The sequence below is a fragment of the Natrinema longum genome (assembly GCF_017352095.1).
GTDB classification, from domain to species: domain Archaea; phylum Halobacteriota; class Halobacteria; order Halobacteriales; family Natrialbaceae; genus Natrinema; species Natrinema longum.
Map to the genome: position 1 here is coordinate 738,839 of NZ_CP071463.1, position 24,794 is coordinate 763,632.

The following is a 24,794-nucleotide window of genomic DNA, read 5'->3' on the forward strand; positions in this document are numbered from 1 at the left end:
TCTCGGCCGTGCAGCTTTGAGTATCCGTTGGTTGTGTCGTTGCCCGACACGCGCGGTCACGGCTCGGACGCCAGTCAGCCGCGTGCCTCGAGTCGCGGGTCAGGAGTCGTCGGGATCACCGACCTCCCAGGCGAGCTGTGCCAGGGCGGCGAACTCGGTGGGGGCCATCGCGCCGGCTCGCTTTCGGAGCACCGCCTCGTCCGCCGCGTCGACGACCGCTTCCGGCTCCGTAAGCCCGGAGATGTGGGCCGTATTCCGGATCGCGTTCCGGATCGTCTTTCGGCGCTGGGTGAACAGCGCCTTGACGAACCGCAGGAAGAAGTCCTCGTCGGCGACCGTGTAGTCGGGCTCGCGTGGCACCGCTCGAACCACCGCGCTCTGGACCGCCGGCGGCGGCGAAAACGCCTCTTTCGGGATCGATTCGACGAGTTCGATCTCCGCGTAGTGTTGGCTCGAGACCGAGAGCCGGCCGTACTCCGAGGTGTTCGGCTCGGCGACCATCCGCTCTGCGAACTCCTGTTGGAACATCAAGACCAGCGGCTTCTTCTCGGGAAAGAGTCGAAAGGCGATCTCGCTCGAGACGCCGTAGGGGAGGTTCGACACCGACGCCGTGAAATCGGGCAGTTCGACCTCGAGGGCGTCGCCCTCGACGACGGTCAACTCGCCGGCGTCGATCTCCGCGGCGAACTCCTCGCGGAGGAACGCGGCGAGGTCGCGGTCCCGCTCGACGACCGTGACCTCGTCGCCGACCGCGAGCAGCCGGTCGGTCAGCGCGCCCGTTCCGCCGCCGATCTCGAGGAGGTGGCTCGTGTCGGCGTCGATCTCCTCGAGGTAGGTCGGCAACCGATCGAGCACGCGGTCGTCGACGAGGAAGTGCTGGTCGCGGTCCGGATCGCCGCGGACGCCGGCCCGGGCGATCAGTCCGTCTGGATCTCTCATTGCCGAGGGTTTGGCTGGGGTGCGTGTAAACGCACCGTCTCGTGTGCTCGATGTCCCTCGCCGGAGCCCCAGGGGTGTCCTCGAGCTCCGTTTCGGCGACGTCCCCGCTCGCCGCTGGACGGCCGGACTGCCGTGGTCGTTACTGGTTCTGTTCCTGTTCGCGCCGCCCGACGAACGTCTGGTACTTGAGGTCGTCGTCACGAAGCTCCTCGAGGATCCGGTCGACGAGGATCTGATCGGGGTCGTGCAGCCCGGAGACCCGCTCGGAGAGTTCCTCGAAGCTCTCGAAGGGTTTGCGCTTTCGCTCGTCCAAGATGCCGTTCCGGAGCTTCTTCCCGATCCCCGGCAGCAGGTTCAGCTGGTGGAGCCGCAGCGTGATCGGCTGGGCGTCGTTGTAGAAGTCGACGAACCGCTCTTCGTGCTCCTCGACGAGATCTTCGACGACGTACTCGAGTTCCGACTGCGCGCCCGAGGAGAGATCGTCGTACTCGACGCGGTGGCACTCGGTGACGATATCCCGTTCGGCCGACGGCTCGACGACGACCTCGCTGCCGATGGTCAGGCGCTCTTCCTCGTCGAACGCGACCTGATAGAGCTGGAAATCCTCGATGCCGACAGCGTAGCCTGCCGGTGACTTCGCGTACTGTGGTCGGCTGTCGTCGGACAGCCCGTGTGCGAGATAATCCAACACGACCGCGCGTCGAACGTCCGTCTCGTCGCCATCGGCTTCGCTCATTACGTCCCGATACGGCGACGGCGTACTTAAAGAGTCGCCCCGCTCTCAGGGGACCGAACGGACGCCAGTGAGACGTCGACGAGTAGTTCCACTGCATCGCGTCGGATCGGCCCGGTCGATCGTCCCGTACGGGCTCGGTCAGTTCCTGCCCAGCCCCGACCCGCCCTGCGGGTGTGCCGGGACCCAGCGACGGCAGTCCGTCTCAGGCGTACTGTGCGACGACGTTGAGAATCTCGTCGAGTTCGTCTCCCGACAGCGAGTAGCGCTGCTGTGCGTAGACCGACCGAAGCTCGTCCCGGTCCCGCGGCAGGAGGTTGGCGATCTTGTAGGCCGTCGCTTCGTCGACTTTCTCGAGCGCTCGCAGGTCGTCGACGAGCGCCTGGGCCTCCTCGGGCTCGAGGACGGCGAACCGGTTGGCGTGTTCGATCGCTCGCGCGAGCTCGTAGCGCAACTCGCGATCCTCGTCCATCGCGCGTTCGGCTTCGATGTCGGCGAGCAGCTCCTTCGTCTCCGAGACCGTCAGGAACTCCTCGTCGACGATCTCTTTGAAGATCGTCATCCTGCGGTTAGATCCGGCTCTTTTCCTGGTTCTGTGCGCGCATGTGGGCCGCGGCGACGAGCAGGGTCTTGTCCTTGCCGCCGTCGTTGATCGCGACCTTGAAGACGCTGCCCTGTTTGCCGACGACTTCGCCGGTGCGACCGTCGAATCGAGGGTGGAAGCGACCGTCCGCAACGCTTGGGTCGATCTTCAGATGGACTTTCTCACCCTCCTCGTACTCCTGAATCGCACGCTGTGGCGGCGAGGTACCGCGGTCTCGAGGATCGTTCGCGAGCTTCTTCCGGGTTCCCTGACGAGGGCCATTAGATTTCGGCATAGTCGTACGACCGCTTTGTCCGGTGACGGTTATAAAACACACGTATTCCACCCACCGTCTTTCGCGGACTCCTCGGGCGGCAGTGTCGCCCTCGAACCCTGCCACGGACCCGTCCAGCGAGGGCGACGATGTTCGGCCCGTGGCCTGCTCAGGCGTGCAGGAAGCTCATCGAGTAGAACAGCGACCGCTCGTAGACGTCGGGTTCGATCGAGAAGCCGAGATGGGATCCGATGTAGGCGTTGTTGAAGTGGGCGTATCGGGGCCCCTTCAGGATCCGCAGCGTCAGTCGGGGATCCATTTCCATCCGAACCCGTCGGCGATCGGTTCGGTCCGGCAGTCCGTCGACGACCTCGTGGCCGCCGCCGTCCGCCGTAAATCGCATGTAGTGGTCGTCGACCAGCGAGAGGAGGACTTCCGTTTCCGACTCGAACCCGATCCCTCGGCGTTTCGTGTCGAAGTTCTCGTAGGCCGCCGGGAGGTGTTCCTCGAACGATTCGAGCGTCGGCATCGGATCCGACTCGTAGGTGAACGCCCGGTCTGCGAGCTCCGTTTCGATGTACTCCTGGCGCTTCTCTTGATCGACGGGCGTGAACGGGGCCGACTGCTCGCCCGTGGCGACGTCGAACCACTCTCCGCTGTTGAGGAGGACACACTCCGAGCCGTCGGCGACCCGCTCGTCGTCCTCGAAGTAGTCTCGTGCCTCCGACCGCGTCGACCGCGCGACGTACTCGTTCAGGTCCGCGAGATCGCCCGCGAGCGTGTAGCTGCCGGCGAAGGGCATGTAGTAGCTGGGCTCGAGGAGTTCGAGGAAGCCGACGGCGTTTTCCAGCGACTGGAGCCGGCGGTCCTCGCGTTCCGCGAGCAGTGTCTCGTGGGAGTAGTCGATCCGGCCCTGGGGATAGCCCCCCGCGAAAGTGTACTGCAGCATGGCCAGATCGATCTCGCCGTACTGCTCTTTGATGCGGCCGGCAGCGTGCTGGGACATCGGCCAGCGACAGTCGTTCAGATTGAGCACGGTGTGCTCGCCGTCGTCGAAGACCGCCATGGAATCGATCTGCGTCGAGCCGTCGATCCCCTGCGTGCTGGCGTCTTCGGCCATCCACGGGCAGGCGAAGTGGTTGCCACACACCGCCGGGTCGCAGTCGTCCGACGCGAGCACGTTCACGGACAGGTCGTCGCCGAGGTGAATCCGCTCGTCGTGGGGCAGTTCGCGGACGTCGAACCCGGCGGCCTCGACGTTGTGTCTGAGGAAGTCCCAGTTGTAGTCGTGGATGAGGACGGGAACCTCGGAGTCGAGTCGCTCGAGCGTCTCGCGGTGGCAGTGGTCGGGGTGAATGTGGGAGATGTAGATGTAGTCGACGTCGTTGAAGTCTTCGGGCTCGAACTCGACGGGCGGGTAGTGTGCCCAGGCACCGTAGAACGCGCCGTCGAGGATCCAGGGGTCACAGAGGACGGCGGTATCTCCCGATTCGACGAGAACCGTCGACGACTTGACGTGTCGGACGCGCATGTTCAAAGCCACGACAATATCGGATATATGCTCTCTCGAGAGTTACACAGCGTGAGAACCGTTCTGCTTCCGTCGCCGACGACGGGGCGTGCTTACTTTTTCCCCTCGCTTGCGATGTGGTACTGCAACACCGTCTCGTATCCCTCGAGATACGCGCCGATATCGACGCTCTCGATCTCGGACTCGAGTCGGCTGGCTTCCTCGTATTCGGTTTGCCAGCGCTCCAGGAAGTAGTCCTCGACGCCGGATTCGCTGATGGCCTCGACGACCGGGGAGACGGCTTCGTCGGTCGGTGTCCGTCGAATCCGCCGTACCTGCCTGTCGGAGATAATATCGGCCTCGAGCGCGTGGACGATGACGCCGGCGCTACAGTCGCCCTCGGCGAGTTCCCGCTTCCAGGTCGAGATCCAGTTGCCGATCCGGGCCATCCGCTGGCCCCGATCGCACACTTCCCGCAGGTCCGATAGCTCCCTCGAGTCGAACGACCGGGCGTTCGCGAGGTCGATGTCGGCACAGACGAGTATCAGCATGTTGTGGACGTCGTGTTGCCAGAGTTCGTGTTCGGAGACGAGGTCGGGGGACTGGTTCGCGAGATACGAGTACTCGATCGCCCGCAGTGCCTGCTTGAGATCGAACTCCAGGAGGTCCGCGAACTCCGCCGATCGGGGACCGGCGTCGTATATCGTCGAGAACCGTTCCCAGACATCCTGCAGATAGCGGACGACGGCACCGTCGACGGCGGGTCGGTCGGGTTGGGAGCGTCGATGATCGAACGGGATCGCAGCCAGTTCGTCGAACGTCGCCCGATCCCCGTGTCGTTCGGCGACGTCGTCGGCCACGACGATGAATATCGACGCGAGCAGTTTCGCGTCGTGAACCGCGCGCTCGCGATCGACATCGACACAGGAGAGTCGAACCGACGGAAACAGGGACGCGAGCCAGTGCCAGATGAACCGATCCCTGTCACCGACGATATCGTCGTATGCGTCGATCAGTGGATCGATCGTCTCGGAGAGTTCCTGTTCTCGAACCCGGGCAAGCGACTCGTCGGTAGCCTCGAGGGCTTCGAACTGGCGCTCAGTTCCCATCAACGTATTTTTACTATTTCTTTGTAATAAACTATTGGTAATTATTATATATAGTCCTAGATGGCTGTCAGTGCACGGGTTCAGTTGCGGACGACGACCGGGATACCCAAACGCTTCGTGAATGGCGGGGAATGGGTGTCGTATGCAGGAAGACGCCGGCGTTCACGTACTTCCGATTCCGGTCGAGTACGGCGGTAAGCAGTTGACGGTAACGCCGACGATCGTCGAAACCGACCGCGGACTCGTGTTGCTCGACGTCGGGCCCCCCGGTGCCGTCGACGGGCTCGAGACCCACCTCCGGGCCCTCGAGTACGACCTCGATGACATCTGGCTGGTCCTCTTGACCCACCACGACGGGGACCACGCCGGCGGGCTCGCGGAACTGCTCGAGCGAGTCGACGCGGTCGTCGCGACCCACCGCGAGGAAGCGCCGTACGTGTCGGGCGATCGGGAGCCGATCAAAAGCGATGGGGACCGGTATCCCCCCGTCGATATCGATATCGAACTCGCTGATGGCGTTCGATTCCCGACGCTCGCAGGGCCGATGGCGGTCGTCGCCACACCGGGCCACGCGCCCGGCCACGTCTCGCTGTACTTCCCGACGGGGAAGCTGCTCGTCGCCGGCGATGCGCTCGTCGCGGACGGGGAGGATCCCCTCGAGGGACCGAAACCACGCTTCACGCCGGAGCTGGACCGCGCGATCGACTCCGTCGGCACCCTGGCGGCGCTCGAGATCGAGCACACCGTGTGCTATCACGGCGGCTACGTGGATCGCGGGACCGAGCGCATTCGGGAGCTTCACGAGCAGTTGCGAGCTTAACTCGAGGCGGTCGGGCACACCGATTTCGCCGTCGTGGATCGCGACCGTGCGTTCCAAAACGGACGGGCAGAAGCGGAATTCTCATCGGTATCCAACCCCAATCGAGGGCTAATGCGAATCGAACTCCGCGTCTGTCAGCACTGTCTCGACGGCGATCACGGCAACGAGCGCCGCACCGCGCTCCTCAACGACATGGTCGACTGTGCCGAACGGATCAAGGAGTACAAGGAGGTCATCGACCTCGATGCGGTCCACATCCGCAAAGTCAGGGACGACGAACCGGGGAAGCCGGCGGCGCTCCCGGTCGTCTCGGCGACGATCCAGAACGACCAGGTCGTCCTGAACGACACGCAACTCGTCGCGGAAGGCCAGGACGGGAACATGCTGGTCTACACCAGTCCCGACGACGTGCTGACCGTGCTTGCGGGGAACCTGGACGAGATCAGCAAGGCCGTCACCGACGACGTGACGATCGACCTCTCGCCCGTCGGCGCGGAGATCGTCTCCCAGGCCGATCTGGGTGCGAACCGCGACCGCGATCCCGATCGCTAACGCGCGCCGAGACCGTCTCCTGGGGCGAACGGCGACTCGCTCGAGAACCAGTCGAAACCGCCGTCACTGTCGGGTATCGGTGACACCCGTCCGCTCGTCGACGCGCCCCAGCACGTCCAGTTGATGCGTGAGATAGAGCAACTCCCCGGCGTCGACCTGGGCCCGGCGACGGGCCAGCCACTCCTCGAGTCCCTCGAACTCCTCGCCGGCGATCTCGCCGACCGCTTCCTCGACGGTAGCGAGAATGTGACGGAGGAAGTACGCCTCGTCTCCGGGATAGCTGCCGTCGACCGGTCGGACGACCCAGTCCGAGCCCGCGACCCCGAGAAGCGAGACGCCGTCCATGCCCTGGAGTCGAACGAGGACGTCCCCACCGGCCTGACTGCTGCCGCCAGGTTTCGCATCCATGTGGTCGTGGTAGCGCCGTTCGACGTCGGGGTCGGCGGGATGGGTCGGCCGGAATCGGGTCGCCCCGTCGAACGTGATTGGGAAGTAGTAGAGTCCGCCGGGAGCGACCGCGCCGAGCAGCGGTCCCAGCGCCTCCAACTCGAGGATATCGAGCACGGCCGCGCCGACGAGGAGGTCGGACGCCGTCGCCGCGCGATCGGCGTAGGCCACCGCCTCCGCGACGACGGGTTCGACCGCGATGCGTCGATCGGGCCCCTCGAGCGTGAGCACGTCGGTCCCGGACACCGAGACGGGGCGGTCCTCGGCCCACGCCCGGAGATGCCGGCGAAGTTCCGTCACGTTGTCCGACTCCAGGTCGACGGCGGTGTACCGGATCTCACCCGCGGGGAGCACGTCCCACTCGAGGAATCGAGTCACCATCGTCCCGATTCCGGCACCGATCTCGAGGACGCACAAGGGACCCTCGCTGGCTTCGTTACGGGACGCCAGCCGTTCGCGTAGCTGCTCGACCAGCCGTCGATCGAGCGAGCGGTCGTCGACCGTGCGTTTCGCCCGGAGGTAGCGCTGGAACCCGTCGGTCACGTCACCACCCCCGCGCTCGGGGCGACGTCGGCGAGCAGGCGACGGACGCGAGCGGTCGTCTCCTCCCAGTCCGGGTGGCGTTCGTAGCGCCGTTTGGCGGCCCGCCCCATCGCGGCCAGCCGATCGGGATCGTTCGCGAAGGTCCGCAACGCCGCTGCGACGGCCGCCGGATCGTCGGGGTCGACCAGCAGCCCCGTCTCACCGTGGGTGACGACGTCGGTCGCGCCACCGGCCCGCGACGCGAGCGCCGGGAGCCCGAAGCTCATCCCCTCGAGATAGACGATGCCAAAGCCCTCGTATCGCGAGGGCACCGCGAGGACGTGGCTCGACCGGAGCGCGGTCTCGAGTTCCTCGTCGGTGAGTTCGCCAGTCATCGAGACGCGGTCCTCGAGGCTGTGCGTGCGAACGCTGCGGCGAACCGACGCGGCGTACTCCTCGTCGACGGATCGGCCGACGACGGTCAGTTCGGCGTCGGGTTCGGCGGCGGCCAGTCCCTCGACGAGCGTGTCCAGTCCCTTTCGGGGAGCGATGTTGCCGACAAATATCACTCGTAGCGGCTCCGCTCGAGCACGGCTGTCGATCGTCTCGGCGTCGACGGACGGGTCGAACCGGTCCCCTGCTGGCGGCGCGACGACGGTCCTGTCGGGATCGACCCCGAGGTCGGTGACGGCCTCGCGCGTGACGGCGCTGTTACAGACCACGCCGTCGACGGTCGCGAGGTACCGGCGTTCGACCGCGCGGTACAGCGGGGCCAGCGGCCGCGGTTCGCTCGCCCGCAGGTGGTGGACGATGCTGACGACGGGATAGGGGAGCTGCCGGTTAGTGTGAACCAGCGAGGGGTGAGCGAGTTCGTCCTGGAGCATGACGTCGACGTCGACGCGGAGCCGCTTTCGAAGCGTCCGGGAACCGTTGTCGAGCAGGCCGCGATGATACGCCCGCCAGGGGAGTTCGACGAGTTCGACGGCGTCGCCGGCTCGTCGGAGCCCCTCGAGGAGTTTCCGGTCGTAGCGGAACCCGCCGGATCGCTCGTCGATGCTCCCGTACAGCGTCAGCCCCACTCTCATACGGCGTCGTCGTAGGTGGCTGCGGCCTCCTCGTCCTCCCAGATCGTGACGGTCAGTTCGGTGACGGTGTCGTCGGTGACGACGTCGGTCACGCGCTCGAAGACGACGCGAGCGAACCGCTCGACGCTGGGATTGTCCCCTTCGAACTCCCGCAAATCGTTGAGCAACTCGTCGCGGTAGCGGTCGGCCAGCGATGCGAGCGCCGCCTCTGCGTCGTCGATATCAACGAGGTAGTCGTACTCGTTCAGTTCGGGGCCGCTGAACGTCAGTTCTACCTCGTAGTGATGGGAGTGGGGCTCGCCTTCCGGACCCGGGTTCGGGACGGTGAGGTAGTGCTGTGCCACGAAATCAGTTGCTACCGTGGTCGAGTACACAGCCACAGTATCGGTCGACAGACACCTAAATCCAGAGGGTGCTCGCGACTTCCCGTCCTCTCCCGGCGACCGCCGTGGGCGTCCGCTCTCGTGTGTCACTCGTAGGTAAGCGCGACCTGAACCGCCTCGTTTCGACGCTCCGCGAGCAGGCGGTAGGCCTCGGCCGCCCGATCGATCTCGAAACGATGGGTGAGCAGCGCCGAGAGGTCGGTCTCGGCCAGCCAGGACCGGACGTAGGCCATCCGCCGGTCCTTGTCCCAGCGGTCGGCGTGGTCCGGATCGAGGCGGCTCACCTGGCTGCTTCGAACCCGGACGTGGCTCCGGTGGTAGCTCTCCCCGAGTCCGAGTTCGACGTCTTTCGTCCCGTACCACGAGCCGACGATGACCTGCCCCGCGAAGCCGGTCGCCTCGATGGCGTCGTCGAGAGCGACCGGGTTTCCGGAGAGCTCGAACGTGATGTCGGCCCCGTCGGGAATCGCATCGTCGACGTCTTCGGGAGCCACTGACCGGTCGGCACCGAACGACCGCGAGAGGTCACGGCGGTTCGGATACTGATCGACCGTGACGAGTTCGGTGAGCGGAAACTCGGCGAGCAGAGCCGTCGTCAGCAAGCCGACCGGCCCCTGCCCGAAGACGACCACCCGCGCACCGATCCGCGGCCGTGCGTCCATGACGAAGTTGACCGCTGCTTCCGTGTTCGGAATGAAAAGCGCCCGTTCGGGCTCGAGCGTGGTCGGGACGAGCGTTTCGGGCTCCGCGACGAAGTGGCTCTCGTGGGGATTGAACGCGAACACCCGTCGATCGAGCCACTCGTCGTCGACGGCGTCTCCGGCGGCCGTCACGTGGCCGACGGCGGCGTAGCCGTACTGGAGCGGATACGAAAAGGTCCCCTCGAGTGCGTCGATCGTCTCGTCGGCGGCCATCTCCGGCGACAGCTCGCCGCGATACACCAACAGCTCGGTTCCCGGACTGATGCCGGAGCGTTCCACGCGAACCCGTACCTCCTCGGGACCCGGGTCGGGGACCGGCTGCTCGCGGACGGCGACGGACGTGGGGCCGGTGAAATACAGCGCCCGCCCGGTCATGGCTCGAGCCGGCGTCTCCGGGGTAGTGTCGGCGAACCGAACGCAGGGTCGATGCCGCATGGCTCGCAACGTGAGGGGCTCAGCTGGCGTTGCACGTCTTGCACGCAAGATTTTCCCAACTAAAAGCGTACTCCCTGCTTACTATAAATATCCAAGTGCGTCGAGTCGATCGCGGTCGGTCTCGGCCCCGTAGATCCGCGAAACCGGCAGCGGTTCCGGCGGGGAACGCGTCGGCTCGCGGGTCCCGCGGTCGGTTCCCGTCGTCTCCGCCCACGGGACGGTGAGCAACGCCGGCACCGGGGTCTGCATCGGGTGGCCGTACAGCCCCCACTCCCCGAAGAGGTTCCCGTGGTCGGCGGTGATCGCGACCCGGCCGTCGACGTTCGCGACCAGCGTCGCCACCTCCGGGAGGACGTACCGGAGATTGGCCTCGTAGGCCTCCCAGACCCGCTCTCTCGTGACCGTGCCCCGGCGAAGCAACACCCACGGATTCCCGTCGTTGCTGTGGCTGCCGGTACGGGCCATGCCCTCGTCGCCCGTCAGCGGGTCCGGGACGAACGGATGGTGGGGTTGCATGTAGTGGACGACCAGCCGTTCGGGATCGCGGTCGCGTGCGAGCGCGACCGCCCGGTCGGTGATCGCCGCCGCCGGGACCGTCCCGAGGTCGTCGTCCCAGGCGTACTTCCAGACCTCGTCGAGTGCGGCGAAGGCGTCGGCCTCGAGATACCGATCGGTCCACGTGTTGCCGGTTACCATCACCGTCCGGGACGTCTCGGGAGTCCCCTCGAACGTGTTCTCGAGCCACTCCGAGGAGGAACTGCCGACCGACCGCATCGATGCCACGTCCTCGAGAACGTCGGTCTCGGCGGCGACCGACCGCAACAGATCCGCCCGGCAGGCGTCGAGGACGACGAGGACGTCCCACTCGCGCTCGTAGACGTTCGTCCCGTAGGCCAGCCGGCGGCCCAGCGCCTGCAGACACCGCAGGTAGGCCGTTCCGAGCCGACTCATTCCCGGTTCCGTCACGCCCGTCGTTCGGACCGAACGGACAAAACGGCACCGGCGAGAGAAATATATGGATCGCCGTCCCGGTAGGATTGTGAACTGTCTGTTCGTGGGTGCGGGTGCGATCGCAACCGAGTACGCAGCCGGTCTGGCGACGAGTCCGCTCTCGCTGGCCGGCGTCTGCGACCTCGACGGCGAACGGGCAACGGCCCTCGCGGAGGAACACGACTGTCCGTCGTTTACGGATCTGGAGACGGCGCTCGCGGCGGTCGACGCGCCCCTCGTCGTGAACCTGACGAGCCACGCCGCCCACGCGCCGGTGACGCGGACGGCGCTGTCGGCCGACCGCCACGTCTACTCGCAAAAGCCCCTCGCGCTCGAGGCCGACATCGCCGAGGAGTTGCTGGCGATGGCACGGCGGCGGACCCTCGCGCTGGGCTGTGCACCCGGAACGCCGCGGGCACCGTCTCAGCGGCGAGCGGGGCGACTGCTCGCGGACGGCCGGCTCGGCCCCGTCCGACTCGGCGCTGCACATGCCCACGTCGGCCGCGTGACCGACTGGCACGACCGGCCCGACTCGTTCCTCGAGATCGGTCCGTTGTACGACGGCGGCGTCTACCCGCTCGCGGTGCTCGTCTCGTGGTTCGGCCCCGTCGAGCGCGTTCGCGTCGCCGACAGTCTCGACGTCTGGCCCGACCGCGAATCACGAGCGCCGGCGGCCCCGAGTCACGTCGAGGCGACGCTCGAGTTCGCCGCGGGACCCATCGTCCGGCTGACCGCCAGTTTCTACGCGCCCCATCGCAGCCGCGAGTTCTACGGGCTGGAACTCTACGGCGACGACGGATCGCTGTATCTGCAGGGCACCGGCGCGATGGACACCGCGATCGACGACGTCCAGTTCGGCCGCGTGGGGCGAAACTACACGACTGCACCGCCACAGTCGCCCAGCCAGCCCTACGCCTACGTCGACGCCCTCGAGGAGCTCGCGGCGAGCGTCGCGACCGGGGAGCCGTCTCGGGACACCGGCCGTCGCGGTGCACACGTCGTCGCGGTTTGCAACGCGATCGAAGCGGCCGCCGACGCTGGCGGCCCGATCGCCGTTCCCGACTACGGGGCGACGAGCGCTCCCGTTCCCGAGCCGACCGTCGCGCCGTCGGACCGCGTCCGGCGCGCGACGGGACGCCACTCGCTTCGACTCCCGCCCATCGGCTTTGGCTGTTCGCGCTACCGCGACGGGGAGTACGTCGACCGCGTGGACTCCATCGCGACGGCGCTGGACGCGGGCTATCGGCTGCTCGACAGCGCCGAACTGTACGGCAACGAACACCGGATCGGCGACCTGCTGGCCGCGCCGGGCTCCGCCGACCGCGAGACCCTCTTTCTCGTCGGGAAAGTCTGGCGCACCAACCACCGCCGCGAACATCTCTTGAACGCGTGTGCGGGCAGCCGGGCGGAGCTGGGTATCGACGCCTTCGACTGCTACACGCTCCACTGGCCCGACGCCTGGGAGCATCGGGGCCGATTGGACCGACTGGCCGAGAAGCCGGTCGAACGCCAGGAGTCGCTGACGTTTCCCGAGGACGACGACGGCGAGATTCGGACGGCGGGGATCCCCCTCGAGACGGCCTGGAAAAACCTCGAGGCGGTGTTCGACCGCGGCTGGGCGCGCCGTCTCGGCCTCTGTAACGTCTCGCGGGCGCAACTCGAGCGGGTCCTCGAGGCGGGAACCGTCCGGCCCGCACTCGTCCAGATCGAACGCCACCCCTACCAGCCACGGAGTGACCTCGTCTCGTTTTGCCACGACCGTGGGATCCGGGTCGTCGCCCACTCACCGCTGTCGGCACCCGGCCTGCTGGACGAGCCCGTATTGCAGGAGATCGCGGCGGATCGCGACCTCTCGCCGGCCGGGGTCGTCCTTGCGTGGAACGTGACCCGAGGCGTCGTTCCCATCCCCGCCAGCACGACGCGGGCACACGTCGTCGCGAACCTGGCCGCGGCCGCCCAGAGACTGAGCGACGAGGAGTGTGCACGTCTCGAGACGCTCCGGAAGCCGGATTTCGAACGGTAACTGATGTGTGGTAACAGTACACCTATGTGATTAAAACGCAAAGGAACTGTATGGGAACGGCGGAGACACAGCGGACGGCGCTTCACACGGAGTCGTTGACCGGGCTACACTGGATCGGCGTCGTCGCGACGCTCGTCACGGCCGCTGTCCACCTCTTTCTCGGCGTCCGAATGCTTCCGTCCGCGATGGGAGGAAGCTTCGTACTCGCGGGATTGGGCTTTCTGGGTGGGATCGGCCTCCTCCTACTCGACTACCGGCGGCGAACGGTCTACGCCGTGGGGGTGGTCTATACCCTCGTTCAGATACTCCTCTGGTACTGGGTCAACTTCGCGGCCGGGTCGAAATCGTTCCCGGCCGACGTCGGGACGCTCGGTGCCGTCGATAAAGTCGCACAGGTAGTGCTCGTCGCGATTCTCGTCGTATTGTTGCGGTAGCGAGTCGGTATGGTGGGAAAATCGCTGCGTAGTTTGGTCGTGTTTTTAATTCGGTACGGTCACTCTCCTCGAGACGAGTCTTCTGAATGAGCGATTCGAACGGACTCCGTGCACGGGCCCGGTTCGGGCCGGCGAACGCGCGCCGCCAGCACCGACACCAGGGGCGATACGGACCAGGAGGCATCGATGGCCGGCCGCCAGCGTGACCAGTCGCCACACGGGTGGCTCCGTCTCGGTCTGCCGCTGGTCGGTGCGTTCTGTCTCGCCGCCCTGCTTCGGGAGCTGTTTCCCGCCGCCGGGATGACCCGCTGGGTGGTCCACCCGGCAGCCGTCGCCGGACTCTGCTGGGCGGGCCAGCTCTGGTACGTTGGCCGGAGCATCGACGCGAACCGGTTCGCCCGCGATCCGTGGCATCGCCCGTTCGGGCTGGCGAATACGCTGACGCTGCTCCGGGGCGGGCTCTACGCGGTCGTCGCCGGGTTCGTCGTCGTCCCAGCGACCACCGACCTCGCGTGGGTACCTGCGCTGTGCTACGGTAGCGGGGTCGTGCTCGACAAACTCGACGGCACCGTCGCCCGGACGGTCGGGCGGGAGACCGCCCTCGGCCGTCGCCTCGATATGGCGTTCGATACGTTCGGCTTCGTCGCCGCACCGGTAGTGGCAGTGCTGTGGGGCCAACTCCCCGTCTGGTACCTCTCGCTGTCGGCAGCCCGCTACGTCTTTCTCGCCGGCGTCTACTGGCGGCGAGTTCGTGGTCGACCGGTGTTCGACACGCCCGACAGTAACCTCGGGAAGTATCTGGCCGGCGTACAGATGGTATTCGTGACGATGGCGCTCGCCCCCGCAGTGTCGACGGCGCTCGTCTGGACCCTCGCACCCGCCGTCCTCGCGCCGTCGCTGGCGGTGTTCGCTCGCGACTTCCTCGCCGTCAGCGGCCGACTCCCCCACGTGATCCCGGGCGGACAGAACTGATATGTGACCGCGACCGTAGTGACACTCGTGCTCTTCCCGACCCACCTCGTCGCGGCCGCACTCGTCGGGAGAGCGACGACGCTGTCGTCTCGCTGGCTGGTCGTCGGAGCGGCGCTTCCCGATCTCGTCGATAAACCCCTCGGGATGGTCGGCGTCGTCGAGCTCTATCACTCGATCGGACACAGCGCCATCCTCCTGATCGTGGCGCTCCCGCTCGCACGGCACAGCCGAGTCGGGGCAGCGGCGGCGGTCGGATGGGGATCACATCTCCTGCTCGATGCCCTCCACGTCGTCGTCAACGGCCGCCCCGGCGACGCCCTCTTCGTCGGCTGGCCGGTCGTCGTCCCGTCCGACCCGCTGGGGATCCCGCCCGGCTCGTTCGTCCTCCACTACCTCTGGACGCCGTCGTTTTTCCTCGAGGTCGGCGTCTGGCTCGTCCTGGGAGCGGTCCTCCTCGAGGATCGGATCGTCGGACGGTGACTCGTCGGGCACGGCCGCTGACCGAGTTGGGCGCTACCGCTTCGGAGACGGGCCGCTGGACGAAGGAGTCCGTCGTTCCGACGCGTCCCTCTTGTGACAGTAGCTACAGGGGTCAGAGTGACCATGTATCGTCGGTCGGTATCCTCCGGGAGACGCACCTAGAACACGTCATCGGCGAACTCGTCGAGCAGGTGCTTCGGATCGACGACCGCACGGTCGCGTTCGTCCCCCGTCGCTCGGAGGCGCTTCCGTTCGAACCGGTCGCCCTCCTCGCCGGACTGATCGCGTTCTCGCGGATCTACCTGGGAACGCATACCTCTCCGACACCGTGGTGGGCGTGGTGATCGGGATCCTGGCGTTCGTGGCCGCCCGGATCCTCCTCGAGCGCCTCGAGTCGACGGCGGTCGGTCGGAACGCCCTCGATCGGTTGCAGTGAAGCGGGCCTCGAGTGCCGACGTACCCGTGTTCCGACCTCGATTCGAGGGCCGTGAGAGCGACAGGTGATCGCACGGAGCGAGCTCTCGAGCGATAGCGAACCGGGTGAAAAACGCGAAAGCGGTCGTCTTATATCCGGCCGACGTTCTCGACTTCGACGCTTTCGACGCCGTCGACGTCGGCGAAGTTCTCCTCGACGGTCTCCGTCCCGCCCGTCCCGTCGGGGACGATTACGGTCGGGTAGAGCGCGACGAGTCCGAACGCGACTTCCTCACGTTCGACGCCATTGATCTTCGCACCTTCGGGGAGGGCGCTCTCGAGGCGCTCCTGAAGCGCGTCGAGGTCGATTTCGGGGCTGTCCGGCATGACCTTGATTTTGGCAGCTACTTTTCCCATGGTTGTCGTGTATTAGGGTCCGGTGAACCCGCAGTCGGGGCACTCGTAGAGGTTGCTCTGTTTGCGACACTTGGCACAGCGGTAAATCTGCTGGCCACAGTCGGGACATTTGAACGCGGCGGCGTTCGTGCCCGCGATATTGAGCCCGCAGGAGACACAGGAGCGTGTCTCTTGTTCCTCGATCGTACTCATACCCCCTCTTTCCCGCCCGCCGTTTTTAAACTACTCGATAACGGAATCGGACGGGGAGGATGCCGCCATCGCTCGCCAGTAGCCGTTCGAGCATGGTGTCAGCGTACTATCCAGTTCCCGTGTCGGGTGAGCCACCGAATCGCAGGGCCCGGACGACTCATCGACTCCAGCGTCGCGAACCCGGCGCGTGCCACTGCAGGCGGCGTCTCGAGTCGGTCCGAACGGAGATCACCCGTCCGTATTCGGCACCGTGGAACCGTCAACGACGGCCACTCGAGCCCGCGTATAAACGATCGTAATCCCGCCTCCGGTTCCCATACACCCAAAAGGGCCCGTTTCGTCTGTGTCTGACGATGACTGACAGAGATGTCCACCTGCCGGTGGCCGCACAGCCGACGATCGACTCGATCGTCGACTACGCACAGACTGCCGAAGACGGCGGCTACGATTGCGCCTGGCTCCCCGAGACCTGGGGTCGTGACGGCGTGACCGTGTTGACGGCGATGGCCGAACGAACCGAGTCGATCGACATCGGCTCGAGCATCCTCAACACCTACTCGCGGTCGCCGGCCCTGCTGGGACAGACCGCGGCGACGCTCCAGGAGGTTTCCGAGGGGCGATTCCGACTGGGACTGGGCCCGAGCGGCCCGGTCGTCGTCGAGAACTGGCACGGCGTCGAGTACGGCAACCCGCTCAGGCGCACCCGAGAGACGGTCGAGATCGTCCGGCAGGTGCTCTCGGGCGAGCCCGTCGACTACGACGGCGACGACTTCGACCTCTCGGGGTTCCGGCTGCGCTGTGAGCCGCCGGAGACGCCGCCGCCGATCGAGGTCACCGGCATGGGTCCCAAAGCGGTCGAACTCGCGGGTCGCTTCGCCGACGGCTGGCACGGCATCATGCTCACCCCCGAGGGAACGGAAGACCGCCTCGAGGACATCGAGCGCGGTGCCGAGCTCGGCGACCGGGATCCCGACGACGTCCAGATCACCACGGGCGTCACCTGCTGTGCGCTCGACGATCCCGAGGAGGCCCGGCGACTCACCCGCCAGCACATCGGCTTTTACGTCGGCGGGATGGGGACGTTCTACCGCGACGCGCTCGAGCGACAGGGGTACGACGAAGCGACCGAGATCTACGATTCCTGGCAGGACGGCGACCGCGAACACGCCCTCGAGCTGGTCGAGGAAAACATCCTCGACGACCTCTGTGCCGCCGGCGATCCGGAAACCGCTCGTGAGAAGCTCGAGCGCTACGAGGCGGTCGACGGCCTCGACGCCCTCGCGGTCAGCTTCCCGCGTGGCGCGAGCGAGGAGCAGGTTCGGCAGACGATGGAAGCCGTCGCGCCCGACGCCTGAGCGGCTCGAAATCGGTTCCGTTTCTCCGTCGCGGTCCTTGCCACTACGATAGCGACCCCGACAACCCGCGTTCGGGTGAAATACAAGCGACATCGGGGCTTTCAGGCGATTCTGCTCGAGCGTCTCGTTGTGCGTCCGAAATCCTGTACCGATCCTTCGACAGCTACAAACGGCGCATCGTCCCAGTTCGTGGTATGCCCGGCAAGGTGAGTCCGGACGACCTCCTCGCACACGTCTTCGAGCGGACCGGGGCGGCCGAGACGGATGAGACAGTACTACAGGGCCCGGCTGACGGCGAGGACGCCGCCGCGATCGACTGGCCCGACGGCGAGGGGACGCTCGTCGTGAGTTCGGATCCGATCTCCCTGGCTGCGTCCCAGGTCGGCACCCTCGGCGTCGCCGTCGCCACCAACGACGTGGCGGTCTCGGGGGCCGATCCGCGCTGGCTAACGGCCGTCGTCTTGCTGCCGAGCGACGAGGGCGAAACGAGCGACCCGCTCCTCGAGGAGATTTCACACGACCTCCACGAAGCCGCCCGCGAGATCGGCGCGTCGATCGTCGGCGGCCACTCGGAGTACGTCGACCAACTCGAGCGCCCGATTCTCTCGCTGACGGCGATGGGGGCGACCGACCGATTCGTCCCGACCGGCGGCGCGGAACCGGGCGACGCCGTTGTCCTCACCAAGGCGGCAGGGCTCGAGGGATCGGCCATCCTCGCGGCCGACTTCGGCGACGAACTCGGGGTCGACTCCGAAACCCGCGAGCGCACCGAGGGGTTCCTCGCGGAGATCAGCGTCGTTCCCGAAGCCCGGATCGTCCGCGAATACGCGACGGCGATGCACGACCCCACGGAGGGCGGTGTCGCCGCCGGCTTGCTCGAGGTCGCCCGCGCGTCGGACGTCCGACTCGAGGTCGATCGCGACGACGTCCCGATCCGCGAGGAGACCGCGACGCTGTGTGCCGCCGCGGGCGTCGACCCGCTCCGGATCTTCGGCTCCGGCGCGTTGCTCGCGACCGTCCCCGAAAGCGCGGCCGACGACTGTCTCGGGGCGCTCGCGGACGCGGGACTCGAGGCCGCGGTGATCGGAACCGTTCGGAACTGCGACGGCGGCGACGCCGAACTCCGTCTCGACGGTGCATCGATCACCGAGCCGATCGAGGACGAGCTCTACCCGCTCTGGGAACGGGCGGACGCGGACGGCTGATTTCCGTCGGCCTCGATTCCGAGACCGGTCAGGCGGAGACCCGCTCGAGGAACCGATCGAAGGCCCCGCTCTCGGGATGGACGTGGACGTAGGTGCCGAGCGATTCGTGTGCGGTCAGGCCGTCGTGGTCGCCGTCGATGCCGTCGCCCCGAACCGTTTCGAACGCAAAGCGGGCGTCGCCGTCGACGTCGGCGCTCGAGTAGTGGAACTCGTGACCGCGGATCTCCTCGCCGGCGGCCGCCGTCAGCGTCCCCTCGGTGGCCGCGAGTTCGACGTGGTCGAGCGCCTGGTAGCGGTCGTGCATGCTCACGTCCGCGGGCAAAACCCCGGCCATCTCGCTTCGCGTTCCGTCCGTGGTCGTCAGCGACCGACTCATCGCCATCAGACCGCCACACTCGCCGAGAACCGGCAGTCCCGCGCTCGCCAGGTCACCGAGTTCCGCGAGCGTGCCGGCTGCCTCGAGGGTCTCGGCGTGGAGTTCCGGGTAGCCACCGGGGAGATAGACGGCGTCGCACGCGGGAACGGGATCTCCCGCGACCGGCGAGAACGTGACCAGCTCGGCACGCTCGCGGAACCGCTCGATCGTCGCCGGATACCGAAAGCAAAACGCGGCGTCGCTCGCGACGGCGATCGTGGCATCGACCGGCGCTCCGGGCTCGGTCGGGGAGTCGGGACCGGGCGGTTCGCGCGCGATGGCCGCTAGCCGATCGGCCTCGAGCGACTCGGCCGCCTCCCGGAGGGCCGCGGTCGGCAACGCCGCCTCCTCGCCCATCTCGAGTCCGAGATGGCGGTCGGGAATCTCGAGGTCGTCGTCCGGCGGGATTCGGCCGAAGAACTCGAGCCCGTCGGGCAAGGCGTCACGGATGCCCTGTGCGTGGCGACCGCCGTGAACCCGTTGGGCGACGACGCCGGCGACCTCGATGTCGCGGCCGATGGTGTCGGCGTACTCGCGGAACCCGAGCGCGGTCGCCGCGACGCTCTCCATCCCGGCCTTCGCGTCGACCACGAGGACGACCGGCAGCCCGAGCGATTCGGCGACCATCGCGGTGCTCGAACCGTCGCCGTCGTAGAGCCCCATCACGCCCTCGACGACACAGATGTCGCCCTCCCCACGTCGGTAGTTCCGACGGAGACCGTCCTCGCCACAGAGCCAGCTATCGAGCGTCCGGGACGGACGACCCGCGATCGCCTCGTGGTGGCTCGGGTCGATGAAGTCCGGACCCGCCTTCGCGGGCTGGACCGCGTAGCCAGCATCCTCGAGTGCCTGCACGATCGACAGCGTCGCGACCGTCTTCCCGACGCCGGAACTGACGCCCCCGAGAACGAACCCCCTCATGGTCGTCGCGATGGGACGACGGTGATCGTCCCGGGAATCAGTCGGCGTTCGATGATAGCCGTCTCCACTAGTCTCATTGTATTTGCGTTCGTACAACTCGACTTGAATCCGTCGGTAGCGCCGACGCGAGCGGGCTCGCCAAGCACCAGTTCTCGAGCCCGGCCCGTGGACCCGCCGTTGCGATCGCCGGCGAGGCCTCGATATGGCCACCGCGTCCGGGCGCTCGAGGGCGACGATGGCGAACAGTTACCCACAGCGTGTTCGGATCGAATCCAGGCCGTACCGCGATCTAATTCAACGATGTCCCGCCACCACCTCGGCCCTCGAACGTGTGAAGAGTGACCACTATCGAGATACCTTTGCCGTCTCGGTACTATCGTTCGGTCCACGAAATGATAGACGAGGCCGAACCTGTCCTGCAACGGGACCCCGTGATGGCGCGACTGATCGAGACGCACGATCCATACGTCGAGCCGGAGTGGGACGAGTTCGAGCGACTCTGCATTTCCATTATCAACCAGCAACTCTCGACGGCGAGTGCCAACGCAGTTCGGGAGCGGGTATTCGAGTCGTTCGGCGGCGAAGTCACTCCGGAAGCCGTCCTGGAGACAGCGGACGAGCCACTCCGCTCCGCCGGCCTCTCCCGAAGCAAAATCGAGTACATCCGCAACGCCGCTCGGGCGTTTCAGGAACAGGACCTCACTCGGGACGGGCTCGCGGAATACTCCAACGACGAGGTCATCGACACCCTCACCGAAATCAAAGGCATCGGAGACTGGACGGCGCGTATGTTCTTGTTATTCGTACTCGAGCGCGAGGACGTTCTCCCCCTCGGGGACCTCGCCGTCCGCCGTGGGATCGAGCAGTTGTATGGAAACGGTTACGAAACGGGGGAGATGTCACGTGCCGAGATGCGGGAGATCGCCGAGTCGTGGCGACCGTACCGGTCAGTGGCGACCCGGTACATCTGGGCCGAGTACGAGTCCGATTGACCGACCGCTCTGTCCGCGTAATAGCTGATTGTGGCCGCTGTCGGTTCCCATCGAAACGGACGGATCGATCACAATACGGGATTACCCCCAGGAGTATGCAGGCAATACGAGGCGACTCGAGAAAGGAGACACTGACCGGATGGGATGACCCCGACGACTCAAGTGCAGGTCGGTCGCATGACCGACCGAGATGGCAAACGACAGATCCTCGAGTGAGACGGACGCAGCCGAGCAGCGACGAATGACCTCCGATCCCGAGCGAATCAGGGAGTGGGCTGAGGCTCGCGATGCCGTCCCGGTCGGGATCAGCGACAGCGAGGGCCACGGTCACACGTTCGCTCACCGGGACGAACTGGGTGCGGATCACGAGGAGTATACCTGGGCGGAGTTCGAGGACCGGTTCGACGACGAGGACCTCGTGTTCGTCTACCACGAGGAGGAACCGGCCGGGGAAGGGCTGGGCTTCTTCGAGATCGTCGACCGCGAGCGGGCCTTCGATCGGGCGGATCTCGGCCGGGACGAACTCGAGGACTCGCTGCGTCGCGGCGAGACGGTAACGACCGAAATCGTCGAGACGCAAGTCGTCGAGCGGGAGATCGTCGAGCGGGACACGATCGAGAGCGAAGTGATCGACACGGATCTGGTCGAACGGGAGGTCGTCGACTCCGAACTGCTGAGCCGCGAGATCGTCGAGACGGAGTTCGTCGCCGACGACGTAATCGAGGTCGCCGTCGACGAGACTCGCCTGGACACGATCGAGGAGATCGAGCGCTACACCGTCGAGAGCCGCGTCGTCGACGTCGACATCGAACAGGACGAACAACTCGAGCGCGACGAGATCGAGACGGACATCGAACTCGAGAGCGTCCAGCGATCGATCCTCGAGAGCGACATCATCCGCTCGAGCGTGACGCCCGACGACGTGGTCGAACAGGAAGTGATCCAGAGCCAGCGGGCCGAAGGCGACGCCGTTCACAGCGAACTCATCGAACGCAGGACGATCGAAGAGGAGCTACGCGAGCAGCGGCGGATGCAATACGTGCTCGAGGACTCCGAACTGATCGAGTCGGAGGTCATCACCAGCGAGGTTCTCGAAGGCGAGATCATCGACATCGAGGAGTACGGAGCGATGGCGGGAGGCGACGTGGAAGCCACGAGTGGCGAGGCGACGACGAGTGCCGGCTCCGACGCCGAGATGGGAGCGACGGAGGAACCGGTGGCGTCGTCGGTCGAACTCACTCACGAGGATCAGGGAAAGGACGTCGTCGACGAATCGGGCCAGCAGATCGGAATGGTCGCCGAAGTCGAGGGCCAGACGGCCTACATCGACCCCGAACCCGGGCTGACCGACCGCCTCAAAGCGCGGCTGGACTGGGGCGGCCACGGTGACGACGACTACCCCGTCGACGCGGCTCAGGTAACCGAGATTACGGACGACGAGATCGTCATCCGAAGCGAGTAACGCGAGACTCCGGTCGGGCCGACCGGTCGACCGATGGGGCAGCGAAAGCGGTCGGTGGCTCCCTCGATCAGCCTCGTCGCGCCACCTCGATCACTCGAGGTCGAAGCGGTCGAGCCGCATCACTTTCTCCCAGGCGTCTACGAAGTCGTGGACGAGCTTCTCCTCCTCGCCCTCGGAGCCGTAGACATCGGCGATGGCGCGCAGCCGGGAGTTCGACCCGAAGATGAGGTCGAGGCGGGTCCCCCGCCACTCGACCTCGCCCGTCTCGCGGTCGCGGGCCACGTAGACGTCTTCGGACTCCTCGGACTGCTCCCACTCCGTCTCCATACTCAGGAGGTTCACGAAGAAGTCGTTGGTGAGCGTCCCCGGCTCGTCGGTGAAGACGCCGAGGTCGGAGTCCCCGTAGGTCGCGCCCAGTGTGCGCATCCCGCCGACCAGCGCCGTCATCTCGGACGCAGTCAGGTTCAGGAGCTCCGACTCGTTTACGAGGTGTCGCTCGGGTTCCTCCTCGACGTCGTCGGCGATGTAGTTGCGGAACCCATCGACCGTCGGCTTCAGTGCCTCGAAGGAGTCGACGTCGGTCTGCTCGGGACTGGCGTCGACGCGCCCCGGCTCGAAGTCGACGTCGACGTCGTAGCCCGCGTCGGCCGCCGCCTGCTCGACGGCCGCGCTGCCGCCGAGCACGATGAGGTCAGCCAGCGACACGCGCGTGCCGTCGGACTGCGAGCTGTTGAACTCCTCCTGGATCCCCTCGAGTGTCTGCAGGACGGTCGTCAGCTCCTCGGGCTCGTTGACCTCCCAGCTCTTCTGGGGCTCGAGGCGGAGACGCGCACCGTTTGCGCCACCGCGTTTGTCGCTATCGCGGTACGTCGACGCCGACGCCCACGCGGTCTTGACGAGTTGCTGGACGGTCAGGTCGGAGGACAGAAGCTCCTCCTTGAGGTTGGCGGCGTCCGCGTCGTCGATCCGGTCGTAGTCGGCCGCTGGCAGCGGGTCCTGCCAGACCATCTCCTCGTCGGGGACCTCCGGGCCGAGGAACCGCTCGGGCGGCCCCATGTCGCGGTGGGTGAGCTTGTACCAGGCCTTCGCGAAGTTGATGCCGAACTCCATCGGGTTGTCCTGGAAGCGCTCGACGATCTCCCGGTAGTCCGGGTCGCGCTTCAGCGCGATGTCCGTCGTCAGCATCATCGGCGTCACGTTCTCCTCGCCCTCGACATCCGGCGCGGAGTCCCGGAGGTCCTCGTCGACCGGAATCCACTGCCAAGCGCCGCCGGGGCCCTTCTGGGCCGCCCACTCGTACTCGAGGAGGTTGTCGAGGTAGCCCGTGTCCCACTGGGTCGGTGCCTGGGTCCAGGGCCCCTCGATGCCGCTCGTGATGGTGTCCTTGCCCTTGCCGGAGCCGTAGTCGCTCTCCCAGCCGAGACCCTGCGCCTCGATGGGCGCGGCCTCGGGCTCCGGGCCGACGTGCTCGTCGGGGTCGGCAGCGCCGTGGACCTTCCCGAACGTGTGTCCGCCGGCGATAAGCGCGACCGTCTCCTCGTCGTTCATCGCCATCCGGCTGAACGACTCCCGGATGTTCTCCGCGGACGCCTCGGGGTCGGGGTTGCCGTCCGGACCCTCCGGGTTCACGTAGATGAGCCCCATCACGGTTGCTCCGAGGCCCTTCCGCAGTTCGCCGTCCTCGTCGAAGCGCTCGGAGGCCTCCCACTCGTCCTCGGGGCCCCAGTCGACGGCCTCGTCTGGCTTGAACGCGTCCTCCCGCCCGCCGGCGAAGCCGACCGTCTTCGCGCCCATCGACTCGATGGCGACGTTCCCGGCCAGGATGATCAGGTCGCCCCAGGAGAGATTGCGGCCGTACTTCTGCTTGACCGGCAGGAGCAGGCGGCGTGCCTTGTCGAGGTTCGCGTTGTCGGGCCAACTGTTGAGCGGCGCGAGCCGCTGTGCGCCTTCCGACGCCCCGCCGCGCCCGTCGCTGGTGCGGTAGGTGCCGGCGCTGTGCCACGCCATCCGGATGAACAGCGGCCCGTAGTGGCCGTAGTCGGCCGGCCACCAGTCCTGGGACGTGGTCATCACGTCCTCGATGTCGGCCTTTACCTCCTCGAGGTCGAGTTCCTGGAACTCCTCGGCGTAATCGAAGTCGTCGCCGTACGGCCCGAGGTCGTGGGCGTTCTGGTCGAGGATATTTACGTTCAACTGATTCGGCCACCAGTCGTGAGTACGGTCCTCCATTATCGGCCCCCCTCCGAGAGTTCGGCGTTCGTCGCTAGCGCTTCGCAATCGCGGTCGGCGTCCGTGGTGGGCGAGTCGGGATCGCCCGTGATGTGGTTGGGTATGTCGTCGGACATGAACAGTTGCCTACGATGGGAAGATTGGATTGTGGAATAATAGATGTATCGATGAGAACCTCAGTTTTGGGTTTAGGATACTAT

At 66.4% G+C, this 24,794-nt stretch carries 26 protein-coding genes; 10 read left to right on the top strand and 16 right to left on the bottom strand.

Translation table 11 applies throughout. The features are described from left to right. Positions 1–99 precede the first annotated feature (99 nt). The 6 genes from J0X27_RS03570 to J0X27_RS03595 all read right to left on the bottom strand — a co-directional run bounded on the left by J0X27_RS03570 (position 100) and on the right by J0X27_RS03595 (position 5,148). Complete coding sequence (locus tag J0X27_RS03570; protein ID WP_207271085.1) at positions 100–939, bottom strand: 16S ribosomal RNA methyltransferase A; 840 nt, start codon at positions 937–939, stop codon at positions 100–102. A gap of 139 nt (positions 940–1,078) precedes the next feature. Continuing rightward, positions 1,079–1,675 (bottom strand): DUF655 domain-containing protein, encoded by a 597-nt coding sequence (locus J0X27_RS03575; protein WP_097378565.1) that lies wholly within the window; start codon positions 1,673–1,675, stop codon positions 1,079–1,081. A 202-nt stretch (positions 1,676–1,877) separates the two neighbouring features. Further along, on the bottom strand, positions 1,878–2,234 hold the full coding sequence (locus J0X27_RS03580) for an RNA polymerase Rpb4 family protein (protein ID WP_207271086.1): 357 nt from the start codon (positions 2,232–2,234) through the stop codon (positions 1,878–1,880). Between the two features lie 7 nt (positions 2,235–2,241). Then, on the bottom strand, positions 2,242–2,550 hold the full coding sequence (locus J0X27_RS03585; RefSeq protein ID WP_006179483.1) for a 50S ribosomal protein L21e: 309 nt from the start codon (positions 2,548–2,550) through the stop codon (positions 2,242–2,244). A gap of 148 nt (positions 2,551–2,698) precedes the next feature. Further along, positions 2,699–4,060 carry an MBL fold metallo-hydrolase gene (locus J0X27_RS03590; protein WP_207271087.1) on the bottom strand — a complete coding sequence of 454 codons (1,362 nt, stop codon included), beginning with the start codon at positions 4,058–4,060 and terminating at the stop codon, positions 2,699–2,701. A 92-nt stretch (positions 4,061–4,152) separates the two neighbouring features. Beyond that, positions 4,153–5,148 (bottom strand): hypothetical protein, encoded by a 996-nt coding sequence (locus J0X27_RS03595; RefSeq protein WP_207271088.1) that lies wholly within the window; start codon positions 5,146–5,148, stop codon positions 4,153–4,155. A 142-nt stretch (positions 5,149–5,290) separates the two neighbouring features. On the opposite strand from J0X27_RS03595, the gene J0X27_RS03600 reads away from it, so the two are divergent. Together J0X27_RS03600 and J0X27_RS03605 are read left to right on the top strand one after the other, a co-directional pair. After that, entirely contained in the window at positions 5,291–5,968 is a 678-nt protein-coding gene (locus J0X27_RS03600) for an MBL fold metallo-hydrolase (RefSeq protein WP_207271089.1), read from the top strand. 111 nt (positions 5,969–6,079) lie between these two features. Further along, positions 6,080–6,520: a hypothetical protein gene (locus J0X27_RS03605; RefSeq protein WP_207271090.1), complete on the top strand. Its 441-nt coding sequence runs from the start codon at positions 6,080–6,082 to the stop codon at positions 6,518–6,520. Positions 6,521–6,583: 63 nt separating this feature from the next. On the opposite strand, the gene J0X27_RS03610 is transcribed toward J0X27_RS03605, so the two are convergent. The 5 genes from J0X27_RS03610 to J0X27_RS03630 all read right to left on the bottom strand — a co-directional run bounded on the left by J0X27_RS03610 (position 6,584) and on the right by J0X27_RS03630 (position 11,044). Beyond that, entirely contained in the window at positions 6,584–7,510 is a 927-nt protein-coding gene (locus J0X27_RS03610) for a hypothetical protein (RefSeq protein WP_207271091.1), read from the bottom strand. Then, complete coding sequence (locus J0X27_RS03615; RefSeq protein WP_224214669.1) at positions 7,507–8,574, bottom strand: glycosyltransferase family 4 protein; 1,068 nt, start codon at positions 8,572–8,574, stop codon at positions 7,507–7,509. Before J0X27_RS03615 ends, J0X27_RS03610 begins: the two co-directional genes overlap by 4 nt. Continuing rightward, entirely contained in the window at positions 8,571–8,948 is a 378-nt protein-coding gene (locus J0X27_RS03620; protein WP_207271092.1) for a 6-pyruvoyl trahydropterin synthase family protein, read from the bottom strand. The genes J0X27_RS03615 and J0X27_RS03620 overlap by 4 nt, the downstream gene beginning before the upstream one ends. 95 nt (positions 8,949–9,043) lie before the next feature. Next, the gene (locus tag J0X27_RS03625) at positions 9,044–10,033 is read right to left on the bottom strand and encodes a zinc-binding dehydrogenase (RefSeq protein WP_207271093.1); all 990 of its coding nucleotides are present in this window, start codon (positions 10,031–10,033) and stop codon (positions 9,044–9,046) included. A 141-nt stretch (positions 10,034–10,174) separates the two neighbouring features. Further along, a complete protein-coding gene (locus tag J0X27_RS03630; RefSeq protein WP_345778256.1) occupies positions 10,175–11,044 on the bottom strand; it encodes an alkaline phosphatase family protein in 870 nt (289 codons plus the stop codon). 88 nt (positions 11,045–11,132) lie between these two features. Between J0X27_RS03630 and J0X27_RS03635 the strand changes: the two genes are divergently transcribed. The 4 genes from J0X27_RS03635 to J0X27_RS03650 all read left to right on the top strand — a co-directional run bounded on the left by J0X27_RS03635 (position 11,133) and on the right by J0X27_RS03650 (position 14,992). Beyond that, entirely contained in the window at positions 11,133–13,106 is a 1,974-nt protein-coding gene (locus J0X27_RS03635; protein WP_207271095.1) for an aldo/keto reductase, read from the top strand. Between the two features lie 50 nt (positions 13,107–13,156). Next, positions 13,157–13,540 (top strand): DUF7475 family protein, encoded by a 384-nt coding sequence (locus tag J0X27_RS03640; RefSeq protein WP_207271096.1) that lies wholly within the window; start codon positions 13,157–13,159, stop codon positions 13,538–13,540. 186 nt (positions 13,541–13,726) lie between these two features. Beyond that, on the top strand, positions 13,727–14,512 hold the full coding sequence (locus J0X27_RS03645; protein WP_345778255.1) for a CDP-alcohol phosphatidyltransferase family protein: 786 nt from the start codon (positions 13,727–13,729) through the stop codon (positions 14,510–14,512). Between the two features lie 27 nt (positions 14,513–14,539). Next, entirely contained in the window at positions 14,540–14,992 is a 453-nt protein-coding gene (locus tag J0X27_RS03650) for a metal-dependent hydrolase (protein ID WP_345778254.1), read from the top strand. A gap of 158 nt (positions 14,993–15,150) precedes the next feature. On the opposite strand, the gene J0X27_RS03655 is transcribed toward J0X27_RS03650, so the two are convergent. From J0X27_RS03655 to J0X27_RS03665, 3 genes are all read right to left on the bottom strand, one after another. After that, positions 15,151–15,306, bottom strand: coding sequence for a hypothetical protein (locus tag J0X27_RS03655; protein WP_207271099.1), 156 nt, complete (start codon positions 15,304–15,306; stop codon positions 15,151–15,153). A 250-nt stretch (positions 15,307–15,556) separates the two neighbouring features. Continuing rightward, complete coding sequence (locus tag J0X27_RS03660) at positions 15,557–15,823, bottom strand: elongation factor 1-beta (protein WP_207271100.1); 267 nt, start codon at positions 15,821–15,823, stop codon at positions 15,557–15,559. Positions 15,824–15,835: 12 nt separating this feature from the next. After that, positions 15,836–16,015 carry an HVO_2753 family zinc finger protein gene (locus J0X27_RS03665; RefSeq protein WP_097378549.1) on the bottom strand — a complete coding sequence of 60 codons (180 nt, stop codon included), beginning with the start codon at positions 16,013–16,015 and terminating at the stop codon, positions 15,836–15,838. Between the two features lie 353 nt (positions 16,016–16,368). On the opposite strand from J0X27_RS03665, the gene J0X27_RS03670 reads away from it, so the two are divergent. Continuing rightward, positions 16,369–17,370: a TIGR04024 family LLM class F420-dependent oxidoreductase gene (locus J0X27_RS03670; protein WP_207271101.1), complete on the top strand. Its 1,002-nt coding sequence runs from the start codon at positions 16,369–16,371 to the stop codon at positions 17,368–17,370. Between the two features lie 194 nt (positions 17,371–17,564). Further along, positions 17,565–18,575 (top strand): AIR synthase family protein, encoded by a 1,011-nt coding sequence (locus J0X27_RS03675; protein WP_207271102.1) that lies wholly within the window; start codon positions 17,565–17,567, stop codon positions 18,573–18,575. 28 nt (positions 18,576–18,603) lie between these two features. On the opposite strand, the gene J0X27_RS03680 is transcribed toward J0X27_RS03675, so the two are convergent. Then, the gene (locus tag J0X27_RS03680; protein WP_207271103.1) at positions 18,604–19,911 is read right to left on the bottom strand and encodes a cobyrinic acid a,c-diamide synthase; all 1,308 of its coding nucleotides are present in this window, start codon (positions 19,909–19,911) and stop codon (positions 18,604–18,606) included. Positions 19,912–20,303: 392 nt separating this feature from the next. Between J0X27_RS03680 and J0X27_RS03685 the strand changes: the two genes are divergently transcribed. Beyond that, positions 20,304–20,903 carry a DNA-3-methyladenine glycosylase family protein gene (locus J0X27_RS03685; protein WP_207271104.1) on the top strand — a complete coding sequence of 200 codons (600 nt, stop codon included), beginning with the start codon at positions 20,304–20,306 and terminating at the stop codon, positions 20,901–20,903. Between the two features lie 190 nt (positions 20,904–21,093). Then, positions 21,094–22,365, top strand: a complete 1,272-nt coding sequence (locus J0X27_RS03690; protein WP_207271105.1) for a hypothetical protein — start codon at positions 21,094–21,096, stop codon at positions 22,363–22,365. Positions 22,366–22,455: 90 nt separating this feature from the next. Here J0X27_RS03690 and katG read toward each other — a convergent pair whose 3' ends face one another. Beyond that, positions 22,456–24,594: a catalase/peroxidase HPI gene (gene katG / locus J0X27_RS03695; RefSeq protein WP_207271106.1), complete on the bottom strand. Its 2,139-nt coding sequence runs from the start codon at positions 24,592–24,594 to the stop codon at positions 22,456–22,458. Between the last annotated feature and the right edge of the window lie 200 nt (positions 24,595–24,794).

Coding starts and splice junctions, on each gene's coding strand:
- J0X27_RS03570 (WP_207271085.1), bottom strand. CDS start 939: ATGAGAGATCCAGACGGACTGATCGCCCGGGCCGGCGTCCGCGGCGAT.
- J0X27_RS03585 (WP_006179483.1), bottom strand. CDS start 2,550: ATGCCGAAATCTAATGGCCCTCGTCAGGGAACCCGGAAGAAGCTCGCG.
- J0X27_RS03590 (WP_207271087.1), bottom strand. CDS start 4,060: ATGCGCGTCCGACACGTCAAGTCGTCGACGGTTCTCGTCGAATCGGGA.
- J0X27_RS03690 (WP_207271105.1), top strand. CDS start 21,094: ATGGCAAACGACAGATCCTCGAGTGAGACGGACGCAGCCGAGCAGCGA.
- J0X27_RS03660 (WP_207271100.1), bottom strand. CDS start 15,823: ATGGGAAAAGTAGCTGCCAAAATCAAGGTCATGCCGGACAGCCCCGAA.
- J0X27_RS03575 (WP_097378565.1), bottom strand. CDS start 1,675: ATGAGCGAAGCCGATGGCGACGAGACGGACGTTCGACGCGCGGTCGTG.
- J0X27_RS03665 (WP_097378549.1), bottom strand. CDS start 16,015: ATGAGTACGATCGAGGAACAAGAGACACGCTCCTGTGTCTCCTGCGGG.
- J0X27_RS03685 (WP_207271104.1), top strand. CDS start 20,304: ATGATAGACGAGGCCGAACCTGTCCTGCAACGGGACCCCGTGATGGCG.
- J0X27_RS03605 (WP_207271090.1), top strand. CDS start 6,080: ATGCGAATCGAACTCCGCGTCTGTCAGCACTGTCTCGACGGCGATCAC.
- J0X27_RS03645 (WP_345778255.1), top strand. CDS start 13,727: ATGGCCGGCCGCCAGCGTGACCAGTCGCCACACGGGTGGCTCCGTCTC.
- J0X27_RS03670 (WP_207271101.1), top strand. CDS start 16,369: ATGACTGACAGAGATGTCCACCTGCCGGTGGCCGCACAGCCGACGATC.
- J0X27_RS03630 (WP_345778256.1), bottom strand. CDS start 11,044: ATGAGTCGGCTCGGAACGGCCTACCTGCGGTGTCTGCAGGCGCTGGGC.
- J0X27_RS03675 (WP_207271102.1), top strand. CDS start 17,565: ATGCCCGGCAAGGTGAGTCCGGACGACCTCCTCGCACACGTCTTCGAG.
- J0X27_RS03640 (WP_207271096.1), top strand. CDS start 13,157: ATGGGAACGGCGGAGACACAGCGGACGGCGCTTCACACGGAGTCGTTG.
- J0X27_RS03680 (WP_207271103.1), bottom strand. CDS start 19,911: ATGAGGGGGTTCGTTCTCGGGGGCGTCAGTTCCGGCGTCGGGAAGACG.
- J0X27_RS03625 (WP_207271093.1), bottom strand. CDS start 10,033: ATGACCGGGCGGGCGCTGTATTTCACCGGCCCCACGTCCGTCGCCGTC.
- J0X27_RS03655 (WP_207271099.1), bottom strand. CDS start 15,306: ATGCGTTCCCAGGTAGATCCGCGAGAACGCGATCAGTCCGGCGAGGAG.
- J0X27_RS03580 (WP_207271086.1), bottom strand. CDS start 2,234: ATGACGATCTTCAAAGAGATCGTCGACGAGGAGTTCCTGACGGTCTCG.
- J0X27_RS03615 (WP_224214669.1), bottom strand. CDS start 8,574: ATGAGAGTGGGGCTGACGCTGTACGGGAGCATCGACGAGCGATCCGGC.
- J0X27_RS03595 (WP_207271088.1), bottom strand. CDS start 5,148: ATGGGAACTGAGCGCCAGTTCGAAGCCCTCGAGGCTACCGACGAGTCG.
- katG (WP_207271106.1), bottom strand. CDS start 24,594: ATGGAGGACCGTACTCACGACTGGTGGCCGAATCAGTTGAACGTAAAT.
- J0X27_RS03600 (WP_207271089.1), top strand. CDS start 5,291: ATGCAGGAAGACGCCGGCGTTCACGTACTTCCGATTCCGGTCGAGTAC.